Raw genomic sequence first — 26,023 nt, 5'->3', positions numbered from 1 at the left:
TATAAGTTCCTCTCTGAACAGAAATAACGAGAGGAATTATACCACGCTATGTAAAAAAATCAATTCTCCGTCGGATTATTTTTCTTAGATGGCTTCGTTTTTTTAAACATTTGGGCATAAATAAAAGAAAGACTGACAACACCTAAAATGCTGCAAGCATATTGAATGATTTTCTGAATGGTCATATTAAGCTCACCTCCATACAAATAGAATGTGCAAAATTTGCTATTTTATAACAACAAGCGAAAGAAGGAGGGAAAAGTCAGATGATCCATCGGACGAACGAAGAAGTGATATTTAAAGCCGGGATGAGAACACATTTGATGAACATTACAAAGGATGCAAGTGACATCATTGATTCTCTTGATGAAACAGAGCAGTGTTTACTTTGTGATCTCGAAGCATTGCATGATCAGTTTAATGAAATGCATGCAGAGGCCTCGTCGTTTTATTTACAAGCGTATATGGAAGAATTCACACCAGGATTTGCTCAATTTTCTTTAGCCATTGAGAATTTATCAAAACAAAAGCATGGAGCACTCATTGTGATCCAAAGACGCGATGAGGTTGAGGATTTTATTCAAAAAGGGACAAACCTTCATGCGAAAATTAGTGCTTCCTTAATAGAAAGCATTTTCTATCCGGGAAATCCACTGCATGACGGTGCTCTTTTAGTCAAAGAAAATACACTTGTCTCTGCTGCAAATGTGCTGCCGCTTACATCGGAAAAAGTGAGTCCTTCGCTTGGCACAAGGCACAGGGCAGCGATCGGACTCTCTGGTATGACCGATGCACTTGTTCTTGTCGTGTCAGAAGAAACGGGAAAAATGTCGTTTGCGAAAGAAGGCGTGCTTTACCCGCTTACCGTAAAAGATCCGGAAATAAGAAAATAATAACGAACGCTGCATTCTTCATTCGGAAGGATGCTTTTTTATTTGCGGAGAAAAATCAGCCAATTAAGTAAAAAGTCATTTGATACAGAAAAATTTGTCATGTAGAATAGAACTATGAAACTAGCAGCGTGCTTGTTTTGACAAATTTCTAAACGTCAACTTAAAAATTCCTTAAAAAATGTTTATAAATACAACAAACAGCCGATAGAAACGATATGGCTTTATTTTAGCATTTTGAGTTGGCTGCTTTAGCCTATTTGTTATTGCCCAACGTCTTCATGTCGAGTAATATAATAGAAATAAAGATAAAATAGTGCAAGAGAAGCAGAACCATTAAATGCTAAACTCAAAACTAGTACATAAGTCTTATTGAACAAAATCATGAAAGGCGGAGATTCCTCTATGAAGAAAAAAGTAGTAACCGGACTCACAGTTTCAGCGATCGCTGGCTCAGCTGTGTTTGCTGCACCGGCAGAAGCACAGACGATCAAGGTGAAAAGCGGTGACTCACTTTGGAAGATTGCCGAACAGTACAATACAAGTATTTCGGAGCTTCAATCTCTTAATCAATTAAAAACGACAATGATTTTTGCAGGACAAAGCTTGAAAATTCCTGGCGAAAAAAGCAAGAAATCCAGTTCATCAACAGGGTCAAAAGCAACGAAATCAAGTGCTTCAAAGACTTCCAGCTATACTGTAAAGCTTGGCGATTCTTTATGGCTGATTGCAAAAAATCATAAAATGTCAGTTGCGAGCTTAAAAAGCCTAAACAGCTTAAACAGCGACCTGATTCGTCCTGGTCAAAAGCTAAAGGTATCTGGCAGCACGAAGACGAGCGGAAACCAGTCATCAAATTCAAACTCATCTTCAAATTCCAGCTCAAGCAATAAGACAACGAATTCAAATAGTTCATCATCAAGTACATACAAGGTTAAATTAGGGGATTCACTTTGGAAAATTGCGAATTCGCTAAATATGTCGATTGGTGAAATCAAAACATTGAACGGATTAAAATCTGATATGATTTATCCGAATCAAGTATTGAAAGTAAAAGGGACGGCTGCATCAAAACCAAGTCAGCCGAAACCTACTAAACCAAGCAATTCAAACAGTAACCAGTCTTCTAGCGGGAAAACAACATCTTATACTGTAAAATCAGGTGATTCGTTATGGAAAATTGCGAATCAATTCAAAGTACAGGTTCAATCAATCCGCACAGCCAACAACTTAAAAAGTGATGTGCTTAGAATTGGACAAGTATTAAAAATCAATGGTGCAGCTTCCGGTTCAACTGGATCGAATGGCTCTACGTCTAACGGTTCAACAAAGCCAGTCGACAATAACAAAAATGATGTACCAATGAATGCAAAGATCACGACAATGATTCAAGAGGGGAAAAAGCTGACAGGCGTTCCTTACAGATGGGGCGGTAATACACCAGCAGGATTTGACTGCAGCGGCTTTGTTTACTATCTCATTAACAAAGTTTCATCTGTATCCAGATTAAGCACAGCTGGCTACTGGAATATGATGACTCCTGTAAGCACACCACAAGTTGGAGATTTTGTTTATTTTACAACGTACAAAGCAGGCCCTTCTCATATGGGACTATACCTTGGCGGAGGAGATTTCCTTCATGCAAGTGACAATGGAGTAGGAATCTCGAACTTAAGCAACCCATATTGGAAAAAAGCCTACTTAGGTGCAAAACGTTTCTTCTAAAAAAAGCCGATTTTCGGCTTTTTTTGTTTGCCTGCTGCTGTGATTGTCCATACTGATAACAAAAGGGGGCAGTCATAAATGAAAAAGTCAGTGTGGATGATCATGATATGTTTGATCTTTACCGCATCAGCATGTCATGCACCGCCAAAAAAAGAAACGACAGAAGAAACAAGCGAAGTTTCAGCACCTAAACAAGCACCAGTCACGACGCCACTCATAAACGAAAGCGGGCAAAAAATAGGAAGCATTGAAATAAGAGAGTCCTCAGAAAATGGGCTGGATCTGCATGTGAAAGCGAAAGGGCTGCCACCAGGTCCTCACGGTTTTCATATTCATGAAACAGGAATATGTGAAACGCCAGATTTTGAAACGGCAGGAGCTCACTTTAATCCAACCCATAGAGAGCATGGTTTTGACAATCCAAAGGGGCACCATGCTGGAGATATGCCTAATTTAGAGGTAGGAGCAGATGGACAAATTGATGTTGTCGTGAATGTACCAGATGTGATGTTAAAGGGAGGCCCGAATCAATTAATCGATCAAAATGGGCGAAGCTTTATCATTCATGCAGAAGCAGATGATTACTTAAGTAACCCTTCTGGTAACTCAGGAAAACGTATCGCTTGCGGAGCGATAACAAAAGAAATGGCAAAATAACAGAAGTCTAACCTTTATGTATTGAGTGCATAAAGGTTTTTTTAGTATACTTGGTGAGGAAAATGATCGAAGAGAGGAATTAATCATACATGTTTAACGAACAATCACTCCCAGAAGAAATTCAAGCAATGATTAAAGCAAAAGCAAAAGTGCTGGAAGAAGAATTTCGTCCACTTATTGGAACAGGCGGCTATGAATCACAGGATACTTCTATCATTCAAGATGCCATGATTGCATTAGCACTAGGAAAAAACGTTCTTTTAAAGGGACCGACCGGCTCAGGTAAAACCAAACTAGCAGAAACATTATCCGCTTTCTTTCAGCAGCCGATGCACAGTGTGAACTGCTCGGTTGATCTTGATGCTGAAAGCTTGATTGGCTATAAAACCATCCACAATGATGGTCAGGTGGCTTCGATTGAATTCATTGAAGGACCTGTGACAAAAGCAATGAAAAAAGGCCATCTTTTATATATTGATGAAATCAACATGGCGAAGCCAGAAACACTGCCTATTTTAAATGGTGTACTCGATTACAGAAAAATGATGACAAACCCATTTACAGGTGAGGTTGTTAAAGCAGAAGAAGGCTTTGGGGTCATTGCGGCAATCAATGAAGGATATGTCGGCACAGTGCCTCTAAATGAAGCGTTAAAAAACCGTTTTGTGGTCATTGACGTTCCATATATCGGCGGCGGTATCCTGAAAGATGTACTGCAATCTCAATCTGTTTTAAAGGATGAGCGGTTAATTGATCAATTCGTTCAGCTCTCATCAGACCTTATTACACAAGCTCATAACGGACAGGTGAGTGAAGAAGCAGCATCCATCCGCGCGCTTCTAGATACTTGTGATCTTGCGCAATACATCCCGCCGCTTCGTGCCGTTGAACGAGGCATTGTTGAAAAGCTGGAAGATGACCGGGAAAAAGCAGCGGTAAGAAATATCGCCCAAACATTATTCGAGTGAGGTTCTAACTTTTGAAATTCATCAAATTTAATGACAGCAGAATCGATTCATTTTTATTTATGGAATTAACGGATTTAGCCAAAACGTTAGCAAAAAGTGATGATGTCGAGCTTGAATACGGTGTGCAGTCCTACTATGAACCGTTTGAAAAGAAAATTTTCATCAGTCATTTTTGGGATGATCGTAAACAAGAAGATATGCTAGCAGGGCTGAAAAGTGATGTGTTCCTTCGTGCAGTAGGCACGGTTTATAGTGATCTTACGGTATTTCAGGAGATCATTCGCTTTGCTCATACATTATCCATTCCTGATGTATGTAAACAATTGTTTATGCTGTTTGAAGATATCCGGATTGAAGAGCGGATTAAGCATGACCGCCCAGGAACAAAAAAGGTATTTAAACGAAGAAGAGAGCTGTACCGGCGTCACTTTAAGACACAATTAACGATTAACCAAGAACGAAGTATTTTAACAGATGCACTCTTTTGTGCGATTTATCTGAAGCTGACAGCTGATTCTCCGCTCGAAGAGATTCCGCCTCTTCATGAGCAGATCAACCCGATGATTCCGTTTATTGAGTCAAGTCTTGAACGTGTATATGATGCGGGTTCAACTGCAGACATCGCAGCTATTGTCAAAGAATTGATGGAAGGGTTCGATGAACTGCTTGAAAAGGATATGCTGAATACGTACTTTTTCTTCCCTGAATTGGACTATGAACAAGCGGCAAAAGAACCGCTGTTCCATGACTTAAAAAGAAAACCTACATTAAGTGAGGACATCAAAGTCGACCGAGAAAAAGAAGGCGATGAAGACATTCACCAAGAGTATATGGAAGTGTGGCATCGAGAAACCGAAGCGCCATCCAAAAGCTTCCTTCAATTTGATTTAGAGCACGGCGGTAAAAGTGATCTTGGTAAGGATGCGGCAAGAGAAGGTGATGACGGAGATCAGGCACTCGGTACTGTCCAAGGCTCTGCAAAGCAAACACACCGAAAAGATTATTCAAAGCTTGAAGCGCTGGAAGAGGCTGAAGGTGAAGAAAGCGGAGCAGATGGTCATGAGAATGGAAAAGAAAACAAATATGCGTTTCCAGTCATGATTTCACCAGATCCTCCTAAGCCAGAACAAATCGATGCCTACAAGCAGCATGCGAAGGAAATTGAGCCTTATCAGAAACGCTTAAAACAAATGATCCAAAAAACACTTGAACATAAAAAATCATGGCCTAAAACAGACCTTCATGCAGGACGTCTCAGTAAAAAGCTGATTCGCTACTTTACAGAGTCTAACCCGCGTCTTTTCTATAAAAAACAGGCACCGTCTTCTCAGATTGATGCTGTTTTCACCTTATTAGTAGACTGTTCAGCGAGCATGTTTGACAAGATGGATGAGACGAAAAAAGGCATTGTTCTCTTTCATGAAGCGTTAAAATCCGTGCAAGTCCCACATCAAATTGTTGGGTTTTGGGAAGATACAAACGACGCAACAGAAACAAGTCAGCCAAACTACTTCAACACAGTTGTGTCGTTCAAAGATTCTCTATTTGACGCAGGGCCTTCTATTATGTCTCTTGAGCCAGAAGAGGATAACCGGGATGGCTATGCGATCCGCCAAATGACAAAGATGATTTTAAAGCGAAGAGAAGAGCAAAAGTTTCTGATTGTCTTTTCAGACGGAGAGCCAGCTGCGTTCAGCTACGAACAAAATGGGATTGTCGATACACATGAAGCAGTTCTTGAAGCGAGGAAAAAGGGCATTGAGGTGATCAATGTGTTTTTATCCAATTCGCCGATAGAAGAAGCACAGATGAAAACCATTCAAGATATGTATGGCAAGTTCAGCATTTTTGTACCAGATGTCGATACATTGCCAGATGTTTTATATCCATTACTGAAGAAACTGCTGCATAAAAGCATTGGGGCATAAGGTTTTGCCCCTTTCTTCAAATTATTTTTCGGAATGATTTAAATTTTTTGTTTTTCTGTGAATTTTTTATCTTTAATTGAACAAAGAATGTAGAAAGTAATCCAAAACAGTGGTAGAATATTATTGGAAGCGTTTTATTACATAAATTTGGTCATTGTGTTCTGGAAGTTATATCGAGATAGTGTTCAATCACTTGATGATCAAAGTTGGGGGTAGTGTTCAAAATGTTTCAAAATGATGTGAAACAACCGTTGAGTTGGGAAGAATTTCATGGTCCGAACCTCGGCTATGTGCTCGAGCTCTACGATCAGTATGTCCAGGATCCTACTAGTGTTGATGAAGATCTAAGAGGCATATTTGATGAACTTGGTGCACCACCGAGTGAAATGAAGGAGGAAATTGGGAAAAAAGAAAATAGCGTAGTTACTTCTGAACAAATCCAAAAGATAGCATCAGTCGTTAAACTGGCAGAAGACATCAGAACGTATGGCCATTTAAATGCTTCCGTCAATCCTCTTCGCAAAGAAAAGGAATTACAAGAGCTGTTTCCTTTAAAGGAGTACGGTTTAACAGAAGAAGATGTCAAGAATATTCCGATATCTATTATTAGTCCGGATGCACCAAAACACATTTCAAACGGCATAGAAGCCATTAACCATTTGAGAAATACGTATAAACGTACCATTTCATTTGAGTTTGATCACGTGCATGACTTCGAAGAGCGAAACTGGCTCTCAAAATCAATTGAATCTGGTGAACTATTTAAGAAAAAACCAGCAGATAAATTAGTTTCTGTTTTCAAGAGATTAACAGAAGTTGAGCAGTTCGAGCAGTTTCTTCATAAAACATTTGTTGGGCAAAAGCGCTTCTCTATAGAAGGTTTAGACGCACTTGTCCCAGTACTTGATGAAATTATTTCAGAGTCTGTTACACAAGGGACTTCAAATATTAACATTGGAATGGCACACAGAGGCCGTTTAAATGTATTAGCACATGTGTTAGGAAAGCCATATGAGATCATTTTCTCAGAATTCCAGCATGCGCCAAATAAAGAGCTCGTTCCATCAGAAGGCTCTATTGGCATCAGCTACGGATGGACAGGGGATGTTAAGTACCATCTTGGAGCTGACCGTCAAATCAAAGACGAAGATACAAAGAGTGCGAGAGTTACGCTTGCTAATAACCCAAGTCACTTGGAGTTCATTGATCCAATCATTGAAGGAAGCACGCGTGCCGCTCAGGAATCACGTACTCAAAAAGGCTATCCAGTTCAAGACGTTGAAAAAGCGTTAGCCATCTTAATTCATGGGGATGCAGCATTCCCTGGAGAAGGAATTGTGGCAGAAACATTAAATTTAAGCCAACTTGTAGGCTATCAAGTAGGCGGAACCATCCATATTATTGCCAACAATATGATCGGGTTTACAACAGAAAGCAATGAATCCCGCTCGACGAAATATGCGAGTGACCTTGCAAAAGGATTTGAGATCCCTATTGTTCACGTCAATGCAGATGATCCAGAAGCGTGTTTAGCGGCTGTTCAGCTGGCTGTAGAATACCGCAAACGCTTCAAGAAGGATTTCCTTATTGACTTGATCGGTTACCGCAGATACGGTCATAACGAAATGGATGAGCCTTCTACAACTCAGCCAATGCTGTACGATGCGGTCAGAAAGCACAAAACGGTCAAGAATATCTTTGCAGATAAACTTGTCTCAGAAGGTCTTTTGACAAAAGAGCAGCGTGAAGAAATCGAGCAGGCTGTGACAGCAAAAATAGAAGAAGCTTATAAAAAGGTGCCTTCAAAGAAAGAGCATACGATTCAAGAAATCGAACTGCCAGAGCCTGTATCAAACGGCTTCCCAGCAGTTGATACATCAGTAGAATTTGATGTACTCAGAAAGCTGAATGAAGAATTGATCAGCTGGCCGAATGATTTCCAAGTATTTGGTAAGCTGAAGCGGATCCTTGAAAAACGTGCAAAAGTGTTTACAGATGACCGTAAAGTAGAATGGTCACTTGGGGAAGCACTCGCATTTGCATCTATATTAAAAGACGGTACGCCAATTCGAATGACCGGACAGGATTCAGAGCGTGGTACTTTTGCTCAAAGAAACCTTGTTCTTCACGACAGTCAAACGGGAGATGAATTTATTGCTCTTCATGAACTAAGTGATGCGAATGCATCGTTTACAGTCCATAACAGTCCACTGTCAGAAGGCTCAGTCATCGGGTTTGAATATGGTTATAATGTCTATTCTCCTGAAACGTTAGTGATTTGGGAAGCTCAATTCGGAGACTTCGCAAATGCGGCTCAAGTGTATTTCGATCAATTTATCTCAGCTGGCCGTGCAAAATGGGGACAAAAATCAGGTTTAGTCATGCTGCTGCCGCATGGATATGAAGGACAAGGTCCTGAGCATTCAAGTGGAAGAACAGAACGCTTCCTGCAATCAGCTGCTGAGAATAACTGGACAGTTGCGAACCTGACTAGTGCAGCGCAATATTTCCATATTCTTAGAAGACAGGCGAAAATGCTGCTTCGTGAAGAGATTCGTCCGCTTGTCATTATGACACCGAAGAGTCTGCTTCGTAACCCGAACACATTGTCTGAAGTCCAAGAATTAACAGATGGACAGTTCCGTCCAGTTCTTGAACAGCCGGGTCTTGTACATGATCACGAAAAAGTATCGCGTCTCGTGCTATCTAGCGGGAAGGTATCCATTGATATTAGTGATCGTTTTACTCAAATGGAAGAGCCGAAAGATTGGCTTCACGTTGCAAGAGTGGAACAGCTATATCCGTTCCCAGCCAAAGATATTAAAGGAATTTTAACAAAGCTGACAAACTTAGAAGAAATCGTATGGGTGCAAGAAGAACCGCAAAATATGGGAGCTTGGGGATACATTGAGCCATATTTACGTGAAATTGCACCTGAAAAAGTAAAAGTACGTTACATCGGCCGAAGAAGACGTTCAAGTACGGCTGAGGGTGATCCAACTGTGCATAAAAAAGAACAAGAACGAATTGTATCTGATAGCTTGACTCGCAAAAACTAAGGGGGAAATGAAAAATGGCGGAAATTAAAGTACCTGAATTAGCGGAATCAATCTCGGAAGGAACGATTGCTCAATGGCTAAAGCAGCCGGGCGATTATGTGGAGCAGGGGGAGTACCTGCTGGAACTTGAAACAGATAAAGTCAATGTCGAACTGACTGCTGAAGAATCTGGTGTATTAAAAGAAGTACTGAAAGATTCTGGTGACACTGTACAAGTTGGAGAGGTCATCGGAACGATTGCAGCAGGTGAAGCTGGCGGAAGCGAGTCCGCAGCTCCAGCACCTGAGCAAGCTTCTGCACCAGCTTCGAAAGAAGAACCGGCAGCTGCTCAAAAAGAAGAAGCAGTGAAAGAAGAGCCGAAAGCTGGTAATGGCAGAACTATCGCTTCTCCTGCAGCTAGAAAATTAGCGAGAGAGAAGGGGTTAGACTTATCTGAGATTCCAACCGTAGATCCGCTGGGCAGGGTACGAAAGCAGGATGTCGCTTCTTATCAAAAGAATGAAGCACCTGCAAGTGCACCGAAAGCCGCGCCAAAAGCAAATGCTGCGGTGCAAACTGAACAAACAGGAAAGCCTATTGAACGTGAAAGAATGTCACGCCGCAGACAAACAATTGCAAAACGTTTAGTTGAAGTTCAACAAACGGCTGCGATGCTGACGACATTTAATGAAGTCGATATGACAGCTGTGATGGATTTAAGAAAGCGTCGTAAAGATGCCTTCCTAGAACAAAATGATGTCAAGCTTGGCTTCATGTCCTTCTTTACAAAAGCAGTTGTAGCAGCACTGAAGAAATATCCGCTGCTTAACGCAGAAATTCAAGGTGATGAGCTTGTCTTGAAGAAATTCTATGACATCGGCATCGCTGTTGCTGCAAACGAAGGACTTGTCGTACCGGTTGTCCGTGATGCAGACAGATTGTCATTTGCGGGGATTGAAAAAGAAATTGGTCATCTTGCGAAAAAAGCAAGAGATAACAAATTGTCTCTTAATGAGTTACAAGGTGGATCATTCACGATCACAAACGGCGGAACATTTGGTTCTCTGCTATCAACTCCGATTTTAAACAGTCCGCAAGTTGGAATTTTAGGGATGCATAAAATTCAGCTTCGTCCTGTGGCGATTGATGAAGAACGTTTTGAGAACCGTCCGATGATGTATTTAGCTCTTTCTTATGACCACCGTATTGTCGATGGTAAAGAAGCAGTTGGATTCCTCGTTACGATTAAAAATCTGCTTGAAGATCCTGAGCAGCTATTACTTGAAGGTTAATCTTCAATTATAAAAAGCTAGCACCTGTTAAGGTGCTAGCTTTTTTTCTTTTCACTGTCATGTTGTCCTCGTTTTGACCAATACGTCGCAAGCCAGGAACCAGATAAATTATGCCACACACTAAAAATTGCACTTGGTACGGCTGCGAGCGGTGAGAAGTGTGCTGTTGCTAGCGCTGCACCGAGCCCGGAGTTTTGCATGCCTACTTCGATCGAGATCGCTCTACGAGAAGGAATATCCATTCTGCACCACTTTGCGATCAGGTAACCAAATAAGAGACCAAGTCCATTATGTAATATAACAACGGCAAATATCAGTAATCCAGATTGAAGAATCTGCTCTTTATTTGCACTGACAACCGCTGCAATGATCAACACAATTCCAGCAACAGATACAAGCGGCAATGCTTGAACTGCATAGTTTACTTGTTTTTTGAAAAATACCTTAACGATAACACCTAGGATAATAGGAATTAGCACAACTTGGACAATGGACAAAAATAATGCCTCCGGTGATACAGGTAACCATGATCTTGCAAAAATATAGATAAAGAGAGGCGTTAAAAAGGGAGCAAGAAGGGTCGATATAGTTGTGACCGCTACGGATAATGCCATATTGCCTTTTGCCAAGAAGGTCATGACATTGGATGCTGTACCGCCCGGGCAGCAGCCCACAAGAATAACGCCTACAGCAATTTCAGATGGCAGCCGTAATCCGTAAGCTAATAGAAAGGCGATCAGCGGCATGAGTGTGTACTGCGCCAAAACCCCGATTAACACATAGAGAGGTTTACGATAAAGCTCCTTAAAATCTTCACCAGATAACGTAAGCCCCATCCCAAACATAATGACACCTAATAAAAAAGGGATATACGGTCCAATCTGAGAAAATACGTCAGGAAAAGTAAATCCAAGACATGCAAAGATAATGACCCAGATTGCAAAGGTTCTTCCTGCAAATTGACTAATGGTTAAAAGAATGTTCATTCATTGCTTCATCTCACTTTCCTCACATATCTTTCCTATTTTAAACGAATTTTCTGAAAAAACAACCCATTCTTTATAAAGGTGTTAATAATAAAATTATGTAAACTAAAAATACCCCATATAAGCATTGGCCTATATGGAGCATCGTTTTAAAAAGGGGTCCATCTCACTTGTTGTGCCTGCTTAAGCCTAGCTTCTGGCTCACGCCAGTCGACTACACTCCACCAACGATCTACGTATTTCGCTTTTTCATTCAGATATTGAAGGTAGTAGGCGTGCTCCCATACATCAAGGGCTAGAAGGGGGATCACGTCCCATTGTGACAAAAATTGATGGCGTTCTGCTTGTAAAATCTCTAATCGCTGAGATCTGGGCGCCCATACGAGAATGGCCCAGCCAACACCCTCTACTTGTTTGGCCGCTGCTGAAAATTGAGATTTAAATGCATCATAGCTGTCAAACGATTGTTCAATGAGACGAAGCATTTGTCCAGTGGGCTTTCGTTTTCCTGAAGGACTCATGGAAAACCAAAAAATACAATGTAAATAGTGCCCCGCACCATTGAAGGCAAGCTCCCGTTCCCAATGCTTAATCATTTTAAAATCATTGGTTCTTCTTGCATTTTTTAATGCAAGCTCAGCTTGGTTCAAACCATCTACATATGATTGATGATGCTTCTGGTGATGCAAATACATAATTTCTTTTGAAATAAACGGTTCTAGTGCATCATACCGGTAAGGGAGAGGAGGTAACTTGTGACTTCCAGCTGCTACCTCTCGCATGTCTTCTTGTGGGTTCATGTCCTCAGCAATACGTTCTGCCAGTTCGTACCACTCTTGTTCACTGGAATGTTCATCATCCATTGAGAACCATAAATGGTCTACTTTCTGACGGATGTTGTCATCTTGAATCGCGGGTTGAATGGAGCTAAGCCACTCTTTGAGCTGCAAACGGTACTCTTCCTTATTCATTCTTACGCCTCATTTCTTCTAAAAATGTGGAACAAGCCATCATCGGAAAGACAAATGGGTAGCTATGATAAGTGATGTAAAATTGCTTTGGCAGGCCAATGCCTACTGGATAGTGCAAGGCTTCACTCGTGTGCTGATGATGGATCAAAAATGAGATGGCTTTTAAAATCGTTTTGTCATCGGGCTTCTCATATTGTAAAAGTGCCTCTGCTGCCCAAGCCGTCTGAACCACTGTGCCAAACGGGAGGGGGACATACGTTTTTACCTCTGCACTTTTACATGATTCTCCGAAGCCGCCATCTTCTCGTTGAATCTGCTTTAAAAATCGGCATGCTTTTTGGACAGCAGGATGGGTGGAGGGGATGCCGGCAGCTTTTAGACCTGTTAATGCTGCCCACGTTCCATAAATATAGCAAACACCCCATCTGCCAAACCATGATCCATTTTTCTCTTGATGATTTAGGAGCCATTTGACACATTGGTCTTTTTGCCTGTGAATAGGCGGTGACATGTTTTTCTCTTCAAGACCCATGAGATGAAGCACGCGGCCTGTAATATCGGGAGTCGATGGATCAATAGCTGCATCCTCCGCAGATTCAAGCGGCAGATGTCGAAGCAGGAAGTGATCTTGATTTTTTTCAAAAGCAGAAAACCCGCCATCACGGTTTTGCATGGAAAGAAGCCAATTGAATCCTCGATTCCACTGAACTGGTGCGTACGTTCGAGGAATGGCTTTTAAGACAATTTGCGTATCATCACAATCAGGATTATTCGTGTTGATATCTGAAAAACCAAAGCCTCCCGGAGCAGCATGCCGGTTATGGATCGCCCAGTCTGCTTTCTTCATTTGCTGCCGGTTCAGTAAGTATGAGAAAGACTTTGTGATGACTGGGTCTTCTTGTTTTTTGCCAGCTTTTTGAGAAGCATAACTGACAAGTGCTGTATCCCAAACTGTGGATGTGGAATTTTCTGCATACATTCTGCCCTGACAGTTTGTGACTAGCTTTTTCATGCCTTTGACTGCTTTTAAAATGAGATGATGTCCCGGGGAGTATCCAAGGCTCATCAGTGCATAGACCATAAAAATACTTGCACTTAAATAGCTGTACAGTGTGCCATCTTTTTCGAGGCGGTCAAACATATATCGCTTTGCTGCTTCATATCCGAAAAAGTCCAGCCGGCTGTCGAGTGCTGTATACGATCGCATGTAAGTCAGAAAGTGATGAGTGGAACGTTCTTCTCTTGCCATAAACCAGTCAAATGGATTCTTAGACATGTTTGCATCAAGGTGTGCTAGGCTTGGAAATTTCTCATGAGAAGTATATCGTTTGTTGAGTGCAATCATCATTGGCACAAAGTGAATTCTTGCATATGCACTAAGATGATAGAAGTGAAGCGGAAAGTATGTAGGGATGAGTAAAAAGGAAAGTGGTGCATAGAAGTACGGCCAAGGGTGCATGCCGTTGACGGCGAGCATCCACTTTGTCATAAAGTGAACGTTCTTTAATCCGCCATTTGATCGAATATATTGCGCTGCTTTTTCCATATGAGGCTCATCTTGTTGAAACCTGCCTGAAACGAGCATTCCGCAATAGCCCTGCACAGTGGCTGTTACATGTCCCGTTTGATCATGATACAAAGAAAAAGACCCATCCTCATTTTGTTTTTCGCGTATTGCTTCTGCTAATTGATGAACCAAAGCCTGATCCGAATCGCCGACAGCCTTTAACAGCATAATCAAAAAAGCATTTGTCATCATTGGACCTTCAAAGCAGAAAACAAAGGCGCCATCTTCTCGTTGTCTTCGCTGCATTTGCATGTTCAATTCTTCAATAAATTCGTTTACTTTCAATTTAAAATCTTGCATATGCGGCCATGCTCCTTTCCTTTCATACTATATTCAGGTGCCGGCCTGTCACATGCAAACACAAAAAAGCCGATGACACGGTCACCGGCTTTCTTGACGTCATTAGTCTTGGAGATTAATCCATACACTTTTGACTTCTGTATAGTTGTTAAGGGCATATGATCCCATTTCTCTGCCAAGACCTGATTGCTTATATCCTCCAAACGGGGAGGCGGCATCAAAGACATTATAACAGTTGACCCAAATCGTTCCTGCTTCAAGACGTGCAGCGATATCATGGGCATGCTTTAAGTTTTCTGTCCAAAGTCCTGCTGCTAATCCATATTCAGACTGGTTGGCTCGTTCAACCACTTCATCAATGGAATCGTAAGGAATGGCAGATAAGACAGGTCCAAAGATTTCCTCTTTAGCAATGGTCATTTCATCTTCTACATCTTTAAAAATAGTAGGGGAGACGAAATAGCCAGCCTCATAAGGGCAATCGCCCCCGACAACGGCTGTTGCCCCTTCGGATTTACCTTTTTCAATATAGCCTAACACGCGTTCGTGCTGTTCTTTACTTACAAGAGGTCCAATTTGCGTATCTTGATGAAGACCAGCGCCTTGCTTGAGGGATCCTGCATATTTGGCCATTTGATCGACCACTTCATCATATTGGCTCCGATGAACAAAGACTCTGGAACCCGCGCAGCATACTTGGCCTTGGTTAAACATGACGCCATTTAAAGCACCTGGAATGGCTTTCTTTAAATCGGCATCAGGTAAAATAATATTCGGTGATTTTCCGCCAAGCTCTAATGTGACCCTCTTAATGGTTTTAGCCGCTTTCTCCATAATTAATTTCCCAACACTTGTTGACCCTGTGAAGGCCAGCTTGTTCACGTCAGGATGATCAGTTAAGGCTTCTCCGGCTGTTTCGCCAAATCCAGGAACGATGTTAATCACGCCTTCTGGGAAGCCGGCTTTGTCCACTAATTCTGCTAAGTAAAGAGCAGAGAGTGGAGTTTGTTCGGCTGGCTTTAAAACGATGGTGCACCCTGTTGCAAGTGCGGCGCCCATTTTCCACATAGCCATGAGCAGAGGGAAGTTCCATGGGATGATTTGTCCTACAACACCAACCGGCTCATGTCGGGTATAATTAAAATATCCTTGACTGACAGGAAGGGTTTGTCCATTCATTTTTGTCGTCCAGCCCGCATAATAGCGCATGTGCTCTATAGCGAGGGGGATATCTGCATTTGTTGTTTCATTAATTGGTTTTCCGTTATCTAAAGTTTCTAGCTGTGCAAGCTCTTCCTGATTTTCTTCCATTAAATCAGCAAGCTTGAACATGAGGCGGGCGCGTTCAGCGGCAGACATGGAGCGCCAAGGACCATGAAAGGCTTTTTTTGCAGCTTTTACTGCCTCATCAATATCTTTTGCACCTGCTTCATAAACATCAATAAGGGTTTCGCCTGTGGCTGGGTTAGGAGTAGCAAAGGTTTTGTTATCGTGACTTGTGACAAACTGACCATTAATGTAGAGTTTTTTCGTCCCATGGAGAAAAGATTCGAGTTTTGAACTAATTTGAAGTGTTGTAGAGCTCATAAATAAACAAACCTCCTTAAAGATATGGATTGTTTTCTGCGAGTTCTAGGTGGGAAAAGCGGACATGCAACGAAACTTTATACGCACAAAGATGTAAACGTATACATTAATCATATTACACGACATGTTTGAAAGCAATCCATAACACTCATTGCATTTCGCGAAAATTTGGCTACAATAAATGTATAGATGAAAAAAGGAGTTTTTAAATCATGATCCATCAAAACTGGCAAACGGCTCAAACGTTAAAACAAGTAAAATGTGTACATACAAATGCGAAAAAATATATGGTCGATCGGGCATTAACGGTTGGAAGCACATATGAAGTGAAAAATGAAACAGAAGAATTTCTGTTTGTCGTTGACAATACGGGTAAAGTAGGCGGGTATTACAAGGAGTATTTCGAAGATATTTCAGCTGAATGATTTTGAGGACCATCACTCATACTAAGAAAAACAGTAAAGGGTGATGATGATGAAAAAGCAGCAAAATGACGAGCAGAAAAGTCAACATGCTTGGCATGAACATGAGGACGCTGATATGGCAATTACGCTTGAACAGATTTCCGACGTGTATGCCGAGGGAACCATTGATACACCAAAAGACGAATAGTCATTTAAAAACAGTGATTTGCATAATCACTGTTTTTTTATTGGAATGAAGCAGCATTTTTTCTCGAAAAGAACTGAAACTTTTTTCCTGCTTTAACAGTCTAAATAAGTAGAGGAAAGAGCATCGGATCAAAAAGAAAAAGTTAAATGAAATTTAATCTATTCGTAATGGAATAACGACCATTTATAGCGTATTCTATAAGTGAGAATAAAACGTACCCACAGAGCCGTGTGGCCGTTTTGTCATAAAGGAATTTGATGCAGGAAGAGGGGGTTTACGTGGGTATTTTTTCTGTCAGTAAACAAAATGATAAGAAATTCGAATCCTTATTGATTGAAGGGGAAAGAATTGAGGCTGTTTACAGACTGCGTCACGACCAAATTTGCTTTACCAATAAACGACTGATCTTTGGCGATAACCGCGTATTTTCTAAGAAGAAAGTCAGGGTCTCCTTGCCGTATCGATCAATTGAAAGTTTTGCCATACAAGAAGCTGGCGTGTTTGATCAGGACACAGGTATGCTGCTTGTCACAAGCTCAAAAGTATTTGAACTCGACTTTTCCAAAGAGACGGATTTGAGTGATGTGCAAGCCATTTTGACAAAACATCTTTGCTGATCAATCTTGCGATTACATAGATCATATGCACTTTTCTCATTCTTCGTTCTTATTTTTATAGATCGCACATTGCTAAGTCCTTCCCATCTGATGGGAAGGGCTTTTTTCTGCTTAAGTGTTTGAATGATAGCAAAAAAGGATAAAGATGAAACAGATACAGAAAGGAGAATGAACAATGAAAGTGTTAGTTGCAGGAGCAAATGGACATACAGGCAGACTTGTCGTTCGTTATTTAAAAGAAAAAGGACATGAGCCGCTTGCTCTCATTCGAGATGAAAAACAAGCTGATGCACTAAAGGAACTTGGTGCAGCACCTGTCATCGGTGATCTTGAAAAAGATGTGACAGATGCTGTAAAACAAGCAGACGCTGTCATCTTTGCAGCTGGTTCAGGCTCAAAAACAGGGGCAGATAAGACCATTGCGGTCGATCAAGAAGGTGCAAAACGCCTCGTTGATACAGCGAAAAAAGAAAACATCCAGCATTTTGTTATGCTTAGTGCCTATAATGCAGATGATCCGAACCAAGGAAAAGGGCAAGGAAGTATGGAAACCTATTATGAAGCAAAAAGAAAAGCCGATGAGCACTTAAGACAGTCTGGTCTTTCCTATACGATTGTCCGCCCAGGTGCCTTGCTGCATGAGGAGAAGACAGGAAAGATTGAAGCTGCCGAACATATTCCAGATGATCAAAACATCGAGATTTCAAGAGAGGACGTAGCCATTGTTCTTGTGGAGAGCTTAACAGAATCCAATGTGAAAAATAAGTCCTTCGACTTGATGAAAGGCGGAAAATCAGTAGAAGAAGCACTTCGCCATCTGTAAGAAAAGAAAGCTGCTGCCAAAGAGGCGGCGGCTTTTTTGATGTTTTCTTTTCCCTTTCAGCGGGAAGGTAATGAGAAAGGAGTGATTGACCGTGGGCTTAACGAAAGAACAACAAGCTGATTTATACGAAAGATTGATTCAATTAAAAGAAGATGTGAAGGGATCAAAAAAGAAAGAAGAATCGATGCTCGTTGAATCGAGTGAGATTTCAAATGGTGTTGGAAATCATATCGCTGATCATGGGAGCATCTATTTAGACCGTATGACAGAACAAACGCTGGATCAGGTCGATGATCAGCTTGAAGGTGAAATCGATGCAGCACTGAAACGAATGGAAGACGGAACATATGGGATATGTGAGAAAACGGGGAAAGAGATTCCATACGAGCGTTTAAAAGCAGTTCCATATACACGTTATTCAATCGATGCAAAGAAAAATGAAGAAACCACTCAAGATCCAAACGAATTTGACCGTTCATTCTCCGATCAAATGCGCGATTTAACAAATAGAGAAACAATGGATCAGATGCATTCAGATACGTATGAAAGATTAGAGGAAGAGCAGGATGTTGATGTAGATGAGGAAAAATAGGATCATAAGCGAAGGTTAAATTTTTTCAGAATAATTTTTTCTTATGTACACATGAACAAATAACTTGTATACATGAGTATTTCATAGAAAAAAGATCTCTTGAAATTTAATAAACTTTCGTGTAATATAGTTTAAAGGCTGCGATGCGCGTAATGTTAATTAAGTTTTAACCTTTAAGCTGTAATAGGGAGTTTTATATTGAAGCCGGAATGTCATGCCTCCTTAGCGAGGAAGACAGGAACGTTTCTGCAAACACCCACTTTGAGGAGTGGTGGTTTAAAACTTTCTTACTTAGATTACGGCATCCGCAGCTTTTCCTAGGATGATTCAAGCCATTTTCCATTGCGGAAAATGGCTTTTTATTTTGTGAAAAAACGAAATTGCACAGTCGGCCGGAAGAGGCATGAATGTATGTTAAAATAGACAAAACAAAAGACGGAGAGGGAATTGGATGTTAGAACAAGCAGAAGCACTCCTGAAACAATACTTTGGCTTTGACGCATTTAGGCAGGGACAGAAACAAGCCATTGAATCGATTGTAAACAAACAGAAGGATACCGTCTGTATTATGCCGACAGGCGGAGGGAAATCGGTTTGCTACCAGATTCCTGCCCTGATGATGGAAGGAACAACGATCGTTGTATCCCCGCTAATTTCTTTAATGAAAGATCAAGTCGATGCGCTAAATGAGATGGGCATACGATCGTCCTTTTTAAACAGCACACTTTCCGCAGCTGAAATGAATAAAAGGCTGAAAAAATGTGAAGATGGGGAATATCAGCTGCTTTATATCACACCTGAACGTTTACAAAATGAGCGTTTTTTTCAGCTGCTTGATCGGTTAACTATCCCTTTAATTGCAATTGATGAAGCGCACTGTATATCTGAGTGGGGGCATGATTTTAGGCCAAGCTACCGCTTTATTCAAGAATGCTTAAATCAGCTGACAAAAAGACCAGTGATTGTCGCATTAACTGCTACAGCCACGAAAAAGGTCCACCGAGATATATGTGAACAGCTTGGCATGAACGAAGAAGAAACCATTTTTACTGGGTTTGCTAGAGAAAATTTATCTTTTCAGGTGGTCAAAGGAGAAAATAGTGACCGCTTTATCACACATTATATGAAGAAAAATAAACTTGAGTCCGGCATTATCTATACTGCTACAAGAAAAGAAGCCGAAAACATTTACAATCGGCTAAAGAAACAAAAGATCAAAGCTGGCATTTATCATGGCGGGTTAGATGACAATGTAAGAGAAGAGCAGCAAAACCTGTTTTTAAATGATGACATCCAGGTTATGGTCGCTACATCTGCATTTGGCATGGGAATTAATAAATCAAATGTCCGTTTTGTGATTCATCACCAAATTCCAAGGGATATTGAAAGCTACTATCAAGAAGCTGGACGCGCCGGCAGAGACGGGCTCCAAAGTGAATGCATTTTACTGTTCTCGCCGCAGGGCGTACGAATGCAGCGATTCCTCATTGAACAGTCAACAGAGGATGAAGTGCGCTATCAGCATGAACTGCTTAAACTAAGGCAAATGGTCGATTACTGTCATACTGAGCAATGTCTGCAGCAATTTGTGATGGACTACTTTGATCAATCAGCAAGTACCCCTTGCCAAAAATGCAGCAATTGCCTTGATGAAAGAGAGCGTGAAGAGGTCACTCGAGAAGCGCAAATGGTTTTATCGTGTACGGTTAGAATGAACGAGCGGTTTGGAAAAATGATGATTGCTCAAGTACTGGCAGGCTCTAAAAATAAAAAAGTGCTTGACCTCGGTTTCGACCGTCTTCCTACATACGCTTTAATGAAGCAGCAATCAGCCCAGCAAATCAGTGATTTCATCGAATTTTTAATTACAGAAGAGTATTTGCACATGTCTGAAGGAGCTTACCCAACATTAAAAGTGACACATAAAGGAAAGAAAGTGTTAGTCGGGCAAGAGGCTGTGTATAAAAAACAGGCAGTGAAAAGAGAGGCGATTCAAGAAAACGATGCATTATTTGAGCAGCTGAGAGCGGTGAGAATGAAGCTGGCGAGAGAGCAGGGTGTTCCGCCATTTGTTGTATTTTCTGATCAAACCTTGAAGGAAATGTCAGCCGTTCAGCCTAAAACAGAAGAAGAACTTCTCCATATTAAGGGAATAGGAGCTCAAAAAAGAGAGAAATACGGGGATGTTTTTTTAGAAGAAATCCGTTTATTTATAGAAAAAGAAAAAAATAAAGAGGTTGAAGAAGAAAAATAAATTTTTTTCGCTGCGTTTGGACACGTTTTCAACAGGAGGTTTCTGATCCTTTCAAAACCTTGATATGGTGGGTAATCGAGCTGTTTTGTGGTCTGATTTACCAATGGAGAGAGATGTTTCATGTAAAGGAACTGTAATCTAAAACATATCGTTTTGTTATTGAATTGACATTTACATATGTTACGATAGCACTCGTTAGCCGCCATAAAAAGCTAACAAGGGAGGATTTACTTTATGAAGAAGACTATTATGTCCTTGGTTGCTGTTGCAGCAATCTCTACAACAGCATTTGGAGCACAGCAAGCTTCTGCAAAGGAAATCACTGTGAAGAAAGGTGATACACTTTGGGGAATCTCTCAAAAAAATGATGTGTCTCTAAAGGACCTAAAGGGTTGGAACAATTTATCTACAGACATGATTTATGTAGGTGATAAATTGACAATCTCTTCAAAAGAGAAAACTCAGGAGCAGTATAAAGTCCAGAAGGGGGACAGCCTCTGGAAAATCGCTCAAAAATTCAATGTGTCAATTAGCGATATTAAGTCTTGGAATAACTTAAACTCAGATATAATTATGATTGGTTCAACACTAAGTGTTGCTGGTCAAAGCTCAGCTCCGGTAAGCTCAGAGCCTGTACAAAAACAGGAGCCTGTCCAAAAAGAGCAAACAACACAAAAAGCTGCTCCTAAACAGGAAGCACCGAAAAAAGCTGCTCCTAAACAGGAAACAGCTAAAGCAGAATCATCTTCTGCTAGTCAAAGTGTACAAAAAGAAATGACTGTAACGGCTACGGCTTATACAGCAAATGATGGTGGCATCTCAGGTATCACTGCAACAGGGGTAAACTTAAACAAAAACCCAAATGCGAAAGTGATTGCAGTAGATCCTAATGTCATTCCATTAGGAAGTAAGGTTTATGTTGAAGGCTACGGTGAAGCCATCGCAGCAGATACTGGCGGCGCAATTAAAGGTAACAAAATTGATGTTCATGTACCAAGCAAATCCCAAGCAAAAAATTGGGGCGTAAAATCAGTCAAAGTAAAAGTACTTAACTAGTAACTTATTGTTTTTTGGAAGAAAGCATCAGGTGGCGGCCTGATGCTTTTATTGTACCCTTTTTTTGGTCAAAAAAACACACATTTTTCAGAAAAATTTGCATTTTCGACAAAAACCAGCGTATATTCCATCTTACACGCTGGTTTTTTGTCGTTAGCTGTCCACCCAATAAATTTCTCCGCTTTGTTCTTTCCAATTGATTTGGACATCAAATTGATGCTTTTCATAAAAATGAATCAAGCGGTCCACATGATTCCAATCTCTTTTGACGAGGTCACCTGTGATGACTGGGATGTTCTGCTCTCTTGCGATTTCTTTTAAATGCTTCATACAGATTGAGCCGTACCCATTATCGGGAGGGCCTTTTATATCAGCAATATGAATCTTTCCTTCTTCAGGATATTCCGCAATTAAGGAAAAATCAGATTGTCCGCGAAAAGCTTTTTCACAATCAGTCAGCATGATTTTACATGTATCAGCATTTTCAATGGCAGAGACAATCATCCATTCATCTTCTTTCGCCTGATCAATGCCAATGATCTTTGCCTTTTTCGAAATATCTTTCATATTTTCTTGCATTCGATACATTTGGAACTGCAATTGCTGTAATTCTTGCTCTAACGCCTTCACATCTTTGGGTGTTTCCTGTAAGATTGACAAGTCCATTACTCCTTTCATATAAGAAATGATAAAAATCACATAAATTCCAATTTTAAAGGAAGTGGATGAATCTTTCAACCCGTTAAAACGCCAGTAATCGGCAAGTTTGTCTAAAATTCGACGAAGACAGCGAATTCATTGACTTTATAGAGAAAGTTAAATAACATACTCTTAGTCGGAACTAATAAAGAGAGGTTTTCAAACATGAACGAACAGAATCAAAAACCGAAAAATTTCACCGGCATTGTTGTCATTTTAACAATTGCCATAAACGGATTAATCGCTTTATTATTTTTAATGCCAAAAACAGATAAATTTAGTCATCTGGATATTACATTTCTGCCGTTACTGAATGCCGTGATGAACAGCTTTACGTTTATCTTCTTACTTTCAGCACTCATTATGATTAAACAAAAGAACATTAAAGCACATAGACGATTTATCTTTGCTGCATTTTCAACAACACTTGTCTTTTTAATTTCCTATGTGACATATCATTCAATGGCAGCTGATACACACTTCGGAGGAGAAGGGATCATCCGTCCGATTTACTTCTTTATTTTGATTACACATATTGTACTCTCAGCTATTATTGTACCGCTTGCACTGATTACACTATTTAGAGGCGCACAGATGCAGGTCGAGCGTCACCGTAAGATTGCCCGCTGGACGATGCCGCTTTGGCTCTATGTTAGTCTCACTGGCGTCATTGTCTATATCATGATTTCTCCATATTACAGCTAACGTATGTCCAACTGGACATACGTTCTTTTATTTACAAGATGAAGTGCTTTGGATAGAATGGAAATTGGGTATCCGACTAGCACGGTATCTTCCCATCTATAGATTCACATCATTTTTGGCCGTTTGCTCGTTTGGAGATCAACAATTGGACGAAACGGGGGTTATATGATGACTGAACAATTGCAGTATAAACCGGGGCTTGAAGACATTGTGGCAAGCGAAACATCCATATCATACTTAGATGTGGAGCAAGAGGAAATTGTGATTCGCGGGTACGACCTCATTGAGCTGGCACAAAACAAGACATATTTAGAAACAGCCTATCTGCTTATTTATGGAAGATTACCAGATCAGATGGAATATCACCAATTTCAGCAAGATATATCCTCACAAACGAGCTTACATCCAACCATTCAAACCATATTAACGAATCTGCCAAAAACCACTCACCCTATGGATGCGATGAGAACGTGCTTATCTGCTCTTGCAGGGTATGATGACGCATTACATGATCGATCTGAAGCGTGCCAAGTAAGGCGTGCAGTTCGATTATTAGGCCAGCTGCCGGCCATTGTTGCTGGAAGCTATTATATTCTCACAAAAGACGCCGCTATTTCTCCAGATCAGTCCAAATCCTACACTGAAAACTTTTTATCCATGTTAACAGGACGCACCCCGGCACAAGACGAAATTACCGCTTTTGACCAAACACTCACATTATATAGCGAACATGAGCTACCGAATTCAACATTTGCGGCTAGAGTGATTGCATCCACGCATTCTGACATGTATGGTGCTTTTACTGGAGCGATCTCTTCATTAAAAGGTGACCTCCACGGAGGAGCAAATGAAGCTGTCATGCACATGCTTCTTGAAGGAAAAACAACAGAAGGATTTCTTGCGCTCATTGAACGAAAATTAGCCGCAAAAGAAAAAATGATGGGCTTTGGCCACAGGGTATACATGAGAAAAATGGACCCGCGAGCCGCTCTTTTAAAACGCTCATTGAAAACGCTTACGGAATCAAAGGGAGATACAACACTATATGACATGTGTGTAGCAGGAGAGGCATACATGAAAGAGCAGAAAAACCTTTATCCAAATCTTGATTATTATGCTGCACCGATTTATTACGTGCTCGGAATCCCCATTTCACTTTATACACCCATTTTCTTTGCTGCAAGAGCTAGCGGATTAGCCGCACATGTGATTGAACAGCATTTGCATAATCGCATTTTTAGACCGAGAGTCCGGTATCTAGGGCCAAGAGGATTAAAGGTTTCAAATGATGATGGAAAAACGGGGGAATGAACATGAACAAAACAGCAGTCGTCAATCAAACAGATCAGCTATTAGAAGAAATCGCTGCCTATGCAGTAGACGGAGAAATTACGAGCAAAGAGGCCATTGAAACCGCGCGGTATGTGCTCATAGACACGCTCGGGTGCGGAATGCTGGCGCTCAATTTTCCAGAATGTACGAAGCACCTTGGACCTATCGTACCTGGAACTGTTGTGCCTAACGGAGCAAGAGTTCCCGGCACTTCGTTTGTGCTAGATCCCGTTCAAGCGGCTTTTGATATTGGCTGTATGATCCGCTGGTTAGATTATAATGACACGTGGCTTGCACAGGAGTGGGGGCATCCGTCAGATAACTTAGGCGGAATATTAGCTGTAAGTGATTATATCAGCAGAACACGCCTTGCAAACGGAGAAGAGCCGCTAACGATGAATGATGTACTGCATGCAATCGTCAAGGCACATGAAATTCAAGGTGTCCTTGCTTTAGAAAATTGTCTAAATCGAAATGGATTGGACCATGTGTTATTTGTCAAAGTGGCAACAAGTGCAGTTGTGTGTGCAATGCTTGGCGGAACAAAGGAAGAGGTCCAGCATGTTTTATCACAAGCGTTTGTTGATAATTCCCCGCTTAGGACGTATCGCCACGCCCCAAACACAGGATCGAGGAAATCATGGGCAGCAGGGGACGCAACAAGCCGCGGAGTGAGACTGGCAATGATGACACGTAAAGGAGAAATGGGTTATCAAACGCCCCTCAGTGCAGAGAAGTGGGGCTTTGAAGATGTTCTTATGAAAGGAAAACCACTTACGCTCGCCCAGCCCCTTGGATCATACGTCATAGAAAATGTTCTTTTCAAAATTGCTTATCCTGCTGAATTTCATGCACAGACAGCTGCAGAGGCGGCTGTGATGCTGCATGACGCTGTAAAAGATCGTTTAGATGAAATTGACCGGGTAGAGATTACGACACATGAGTCAGCGATTCGGATTATTGATAAGAAAGGGCCGCTTTACAATCCGGCAGACCGTGATCATTGCTTGCAGTATATTACAGCCATTGGACTGATTTATGGTGAACTGACAGCTGACCATTATGAAGAAGAAACGGCGCAAAATCCAGCCATTGATCGTCTTCGTGATCGAATGATTGTGAAAGAGGATAAACGTTATACAGAGGATTATTTAGATCCGAAAAAGAGATCGATTGCAAACTGTGTACAAATTTTCTTTAAAGACGGGACGATGACAGACCGAATTGAAATTGAATACCCGCTTGGTCATCGCAGAAGAAGACAGGAAGGCATTCCGCTGCTTGAAAAGAAATGGGTCTATCATTTAAAGACAAGATTTCCACAAAAGCAAGTGGATCAAATTGTGTCACTCTGCCAAAATCCAAATCAATTAAAAACAACAACAGTACCAGCATTTATGGACTTATTCGTCATATAAGGGGGA

General features: G+C 41.1%; 23 protein-coding genes and 1 other RNA gene. 18 read left to right on the top strand and 6 right to left on the bottom strand.

Annotation, left to right across the window (positions count from 1 at the left end; all coding sequences use genetic code 11):
- Positions 1-59 precede the first annotated feature (59 nt).
- The gene (locus MHB66_RS09960) at positions 60-185 is read right to left on the bottom strand and encodes a hypothetical protein (protein ID WP_008359993.1); all 126 of its coding nucleotides are present in this window, start codon (positions 183-185) and stop codon (positions 60-62) included.
- 81 nt (positions 186-266) lie between these two features.
- Here MHB66_RS09960 and cdaS point away from each other — a divergent pair, with 81 nt between their 5' ends.
- The 7 genes from cdaS (at position 267) to odhB (ending at position 10,498) form a co-directional block, all read left to right on the top strand.
- Complete coding sequence (gene cdaS, locus MHB66_RS09955) at positions 267-893, top strand: sporulation-specific diadenylate cyclase CdaS (protein ID WP_046311481.1); 627 nt, start codon at positions 267-269, stop codon at positions 891-893.
- A 402-nt stretch (positions 894-1,295) separates the two neighbouring features.
- Positions 1,296-2,615 carry a peptidoglycan endopeptidase gene (locus MHB66_RS09950; protein WP_041117706.1) on the top strand — a complete coding sequence of 440 codons (1,320 nt, stop codon included), beginning with the start codon at positions 1,296-1,298 and terminating at the stop codon, positions 2,613-2,615.
- A 78-nt stretch (positions 2,616-2,693) separates the two neighbouring features.
- Complete coding sequence (locus tag MHB66_RS09945) at positions 2,694-3,272, top strand: superoxide dismutase family protein (RefSeq protein ID WP_034280578.1); 579 nt, start codon at positions 2,694-2,696, stop codon at positions 3,270-3,272.
- 89 nt (positions 3,273-3,361) lie between these two features.
- On the top strand, positions 3,362-4,240 hold the full coding sequence (locus tag MHB66_RS09940) for a MoxR family ATPase (protein ID WP_034280579.1): 879 nt from the start codon (positions 3,362-3,364) through the stop codon (positions 4,238-4,240).
- A gap of 11 nt (positions 4,241-4,251) precedes the next feature.
- Positions 4,252-6,168, top strand: coding sequence for a VWA domain-containing protein (locus tag MHB66_RS09935; RefSeq protein WP_046311478.1), 1,917 nt, complete (start codon positions 4,252-4,254; stop codon positions 6,166-6,168).
- Between the two features lie 224 nt (positions 6,169-6,392).
- Positions 6,393-9,227: a 2-oxoglutarate dehydrogenase E1 component gene (gene sucA, locus MHB66_RS09930; protein WP_034280582.1), complete on the top strand. Its 2,835-nt coding sequence runs from the start codon at positions 6,393-6,395 to the stop codon at positions 9,225-9,227.
- Between the two features lie 14 nt (positions 9,228-9,241).
- The gene (odhB, locus tag MHB66_RS09925; RefSeq protein ID WP_046311476.1) at positions 9,242-10,498 is read left to right on the top strand and encodes a 2-oxoglutarate dehydrogenase complex dihydrolipoyllysine-residue succinyltransferase; all 1,257 of its coding nucleotides are present in this window, start codon (positions 9,242-9,244) and stop codon (positions 10,496-10,498) included.
- 35 nt (positions 10,499-10,533) lie between these two features.
- On the opposite strand, the gene MHB66_RS09920 is transcribed toward odhB, so the two are convergent.
- The 4 genes from MHB66_RS09920 to MHB66_RS09905 form a co-directional block, all read right to left on the bottom strand.
- Positions 10,534-11,484 carry a bile acid:sodium symporter family protein gene (locus MHB66_RS09920; protein WP_046311474.1) on the bottom strand — a complete coding sequence of 317 codons (951 nt, stop codon included), beginning with the start codon at positions 11,482-11,484 and terminating at the stop codon, positions 10,534-10,536.
- A gap of 149 nt (positions 11,485-11,633) precedes the next feature.
- Positions 11,634-12,455: a superoxide dismutase gene (locus MHB66_RS09915; protein ID WP_034280588.1), complete on the bottom strand. Its 822-nt coding sequence runs from the start codon at positions 12,453-12,455 to the stop codon at positions 11,634-11,636.
- On the bottom strand, positions 12,448-14,322 hold the full coding sequence (locus tag MHB66_RS09910; protein ID WP_046311471.1) for a prenyltransferase/squalene oxidase repeat-containing protein: 1,875 nt from the start codon (positions 14,320-14,322) through the stop codon (positions 12,448-12,450). Before MHB66_RS09910 ends, MHB66_RS09915 begins: the two co-directional genes overlap by 8 nt.
- A 102-nt stretch (positions 14,323-14,424) precedes the next feature.
- Positions 14,425-15,909: an aldehyde dehydrogenase family protein gene (locus tag MHB66_RS09905; protein WP_046311469.1), complete on the bottom strand. Its 1,485-nt coding sequence runs from the start codon at positions 15,907-15,909 to the stop codon at positions 14,425-14,427.
- Between the two features lie 212 nt (positions 15,910-16,121).
- Here MHB66_RS09905 and MHB66_RS09900 point away from each other — a divergent pair, with 212 nt between their 5' ends.
- The 8 genes from MHB66_RS09900 (at position 16,122) to MHB66_RS09865 (ending at position 21,863) form a co-directional block, all read left to right on the top strand.
- Entirely contained in the window at positions 16,122-16,334 is a 213-nt protein-coding gene (locus MHB66_RS09900) for a DUF6501 family protein (protein ID WP_024422683.1), read from the top strand.
- A 49-nt stretch (positions 16,335-16,383) separates the two neighbouring features.
- Positions 16,384-16,521 (top strand): DUF4025 domain-containing protein, encoded by a 138-nt coding sequence (locus MHB66_RS09895; RefSeq protein ID WP_080701155.1) that lies wholly within the window; start codon positions 16,384-16,386, stop codon positions 16,519-16,521.
- A 278-nt stretch (positions 16,522-16,799) separates the two neighbouring features.
- Complete coding sequence (locus tag MHB66_RS09890) at positions 16,800-17,138, top strand: PH domain-containing protein (RefSeq protein WP_024422682.1); 339 nt, start codon at positions 16,800-16,802, stop codon at positions 17,136-17,138.
- Between the two features lie 175 nt (positions 17,139-17,313).
- Positions 17,314-17,961, top strand: a complete 648-nt coding sequence (locus tag MHB66_RS09885; protein WP_046311467.1) for an SDR family oxidoreductase — start codon at positions 17,314-17,316, stop codon at positions 17,959-17,961.
- Between the two features lie 91 nt (positions 17,962-18,052).
- Positions 18,053-18,553 carry a TraR/DksA family transcriptional regulator gene (locus MHB66_RS09880; RefSeq protein WP_034280603.1) on the top strand — a complete coding sequence of 167 codons (501 nt, stop codon included), beginning with the start codon at positions 18,053-18,055 and terminating at the stop codon, positions 18,551-18,553.
- A gap of 132 nt (positions 18,554-18,685) precedes the next feature.
- Positions 18,686-18,871: non-coding RNA, 6S RNA (gene ssrS / locus MHB66_RS09875), on the top strand.
- A gap of 133 nt (positions 18,872-19,004) precedes the next feature.
- Complete coding sequence (recQ, locus tag MHB66_RS09870; protein ID WP_046311465.1) at positions 19,005-20,807, top strand: DNA helicase RecQ; 1,803 nt, start codon at positions 19,005-19,007, stop codon at positions 20,805-20,807.
- A 234-nt stretch (positions 20,808-21,041) separates the two neighbouring features.
- The gene (locus tag MHB66_RS09865) at positions 21,042-21,863 is read left to right on the top strand and encodes a 3D domain-containing protein (protein WP_024422678.1); all 822 of its coding nucleotides are present in this window, start codon (positions 21,042-21,044) and stop codon (positions 21,861-21,863) included.
- A gap of 153 nt (positions 21,864-22,016) precedes the next feature.
- Here the strand turns inward: MHB66_RS09865 and MHB66_RS09860 are convergent, their stop codons facing one another.
- Complete coding sequence (locus MHB66_RS09860; RefSeq protein WP_029708157.1) at positions 22,017-22,529, bottom strand: GNAT family N-acetyltransferase; 513 nt, start codon at positions 22,527-22,529, stop codon at positions 22,017-22,019.
- A gap of 198 nt (positions 22,530-22,727) precedes the next feature.
- Here MHB66_RS09860 and MHB66_RS09855 point away from each other — a divergent pair, with 198 nt between their 5' ends.
- The 3 genes from MHB66_RS09855 (at position 22,728) to MHB66_RS09845 (ending at position 26,017) form a co-directional block, all read left to right on the top strand.
- Positions 22,728-23,267, top strand: a complete 540-nt coding sequence (locus tag MHB66_RS09855) for a DUF420 domain-containing protein (RefSeq protein ID WP_024422676.1) — start codon at positions 22,728-22,730, stop codon at positions 23,265-23,267.
- Between the two features lie 168 nt (positions 23,268-23,435).
- On the top strand, positions 23,436-24,578 hold the full coding sequence (mmgD, locus tag MHB66_RS09850; protein ID WP_046311463.1) for a citrate synthase: 1,143 nt from the start codon (positions 23,436-23,438) through the stop codon (positions 24,576-24,578).
- A gap of 2 nt (positions 24,579-24,580) precedes the next feature.
- Positions 24,581-26,017, top strand: coding sequence for a bifunctional 2-methylcitrate dehydratase/aconitate hydratase (locus tag MHB66_RS09845; RefSeq protein ID WP_046311459.1), 1,437 nt, complete (start codon positions 24,581-24,583; stop codon positions 26,015-26,017).
- Positions 26,018-26,023 lie beyond the last annotated feature (6 nt).

Origin of the sequence: Bacillus sp. FSL L8-0167 (assembly GCF_038630295.1) — a bacterium.
GTDB lineage: Bacteria > Bacillota > Bacilli > Bacillales > Bacillaceae > Bacillus > Bacillus safensis.
The sequence above is the reverse complement of the archived record's forward strand: the minus strand, read 5'-3'. Positions and strand labels throughout refer to the sequence as shown.

Excerpts from the sequence above, each read along its gene's own strand:
- MHB66_RS09960 (WP_008359993.1), bottom strand. The coding sequence starts at position 185 with ATGACCATTCAGAAAATCATTCAATATGCTTGCAGCATTTTAGGTGTT.
- cdaS (WP_046311481.1), top strand. The coding sequence starts at position 267 with ATGATCCATCGGACGAACGAAGAAGTGATATTTAAAGCCGGGATGAGA.
- MHB66_RS09950 (WP_041117706.1), top strand. The coding sequence starts at position 1,296 with ATGAAGAAAAAAGTAGTAACCGGACTCACAGTTTCAGCGATCGCTGGC.
- MHB66_RS09945 (WP_034280578.1), top strand. The coding sequence starts at position 2,694 with ATGAAAAAGTCAGTGTGGATGATCATGATATGTTTGATCTTTACCGCA.
- MHB66_RS09940 (WP_034280579.1), top strand. The coding sequence starts at position 3,362 with ATGTTTAACGAACAATCACTCCCAGAAGAAATTCAAGCAATGATTAAA.
- sucA (WP_034280582.1), top strand. The coding sequence starts at position 6,393 with ATGTTTCAAAATGATGTGAAACAACCGTTGAGTTGGGAAGAATTTCAT.
- odhB (WP_046311476.1), top strand. The coding sequence starts at position 9,242 with ATGGCGGAAATTAAAGTACCTGAATTAGCGGAATCAATCTCGGAAGGA.
- MHB66_RS09920 (WP_046311474.1), bottom strand. The coding sequence starts at position 11,484 with ATGAACATTCTTTTAACCATTAGTCAATTTGCAGGAAGAACCTTTGCA.
- MHB66_RS09915 (WP_034280588.1), bottom strand. The coding sequence starts at position 12,455 with ATGAATAAGGAAGAGTACCGTTTGCAGCTCAAAGAGTGGCTTAGCTCC.
- MHB66_RS09910 (WP_046311471.1), bottom strand. The coding sequence starts at position 14,322 with ATGCAAGATTTTAAATTGAAAGTAAACGAATTTATTGAAGAATTGAAC.
- MHB66_RS09905 (WP_046311469.1), bottom strand. The coding sequence starts at position 15,909 with ATGAGCTCTACAACACTTCAAATTAGTTCAAAACTCGAATCTTTTCTC.
- MHB66_RS09900 (WP_024422683.1), top strand. The coding sequence starts at position 16,122 with ATGATCCATCAAAACTGGCAAACGGCTCAAACGTTAAAACAAGTAAAA.
- MHB66_RS09895 (WP_080701155.1), top strand. The coding sequence starts at position 16,384 with ATGAAAAAGCAGCAAAATGACGAGCAGAAAAGTCAACATGCTTGGCAT.
- MHB66_RS09885 (WP_046311467.1), top strand. The coding sequence starts at position 17,314 with ATGAAAGTGTTAGTTGCAGGAGCAAATGGACATACAGGCAGACTTGTC.
- recQ (WP_046311465.1), top strand. The coding sequence starts at position 19,005 with ATGTTAGAACAAGCAGAAGCACTCCTGAAACAATACTTTGGCTTTGAC.
- MHB66_RS09865 (WP_024422678.1), top strand. The coding sequence starts at position 21,042 with ATGAAGAAGACTATTATGTCCTTGGTTGCTGTTGCAGCAATCTCTACA.
- MHB66_RS09860 (WP_029708157.1), bottom strand. The coding sequence starts at position 22,529 with ATGGACTTGTCAATCTTACAGGAAACACCCAAAGATGTGAAGGCGTTA.
- MHB66_RS09855 (WP_024422676.1), top strand. The coding sequence starts at position 22,728 with ATGAACGAACAGAATCAAAAACCGAAAAATTTCACCGGCATTGTTGTC.
- mmgD (WP_046311463.1), top strand. The coding sequence starts at position 23,436 with ATGACTGAACAATTGCAGTATAAACCGGGGCTTGAAGACATTGTGGCA.
- MHB66_RS09845 (WP_046311459.1), top strand. The coding sequence starts at position 24,581 with ATGAACAAAACAGCAGTCGTCAATCAAACAGATCAGCTATTAGAAGAA.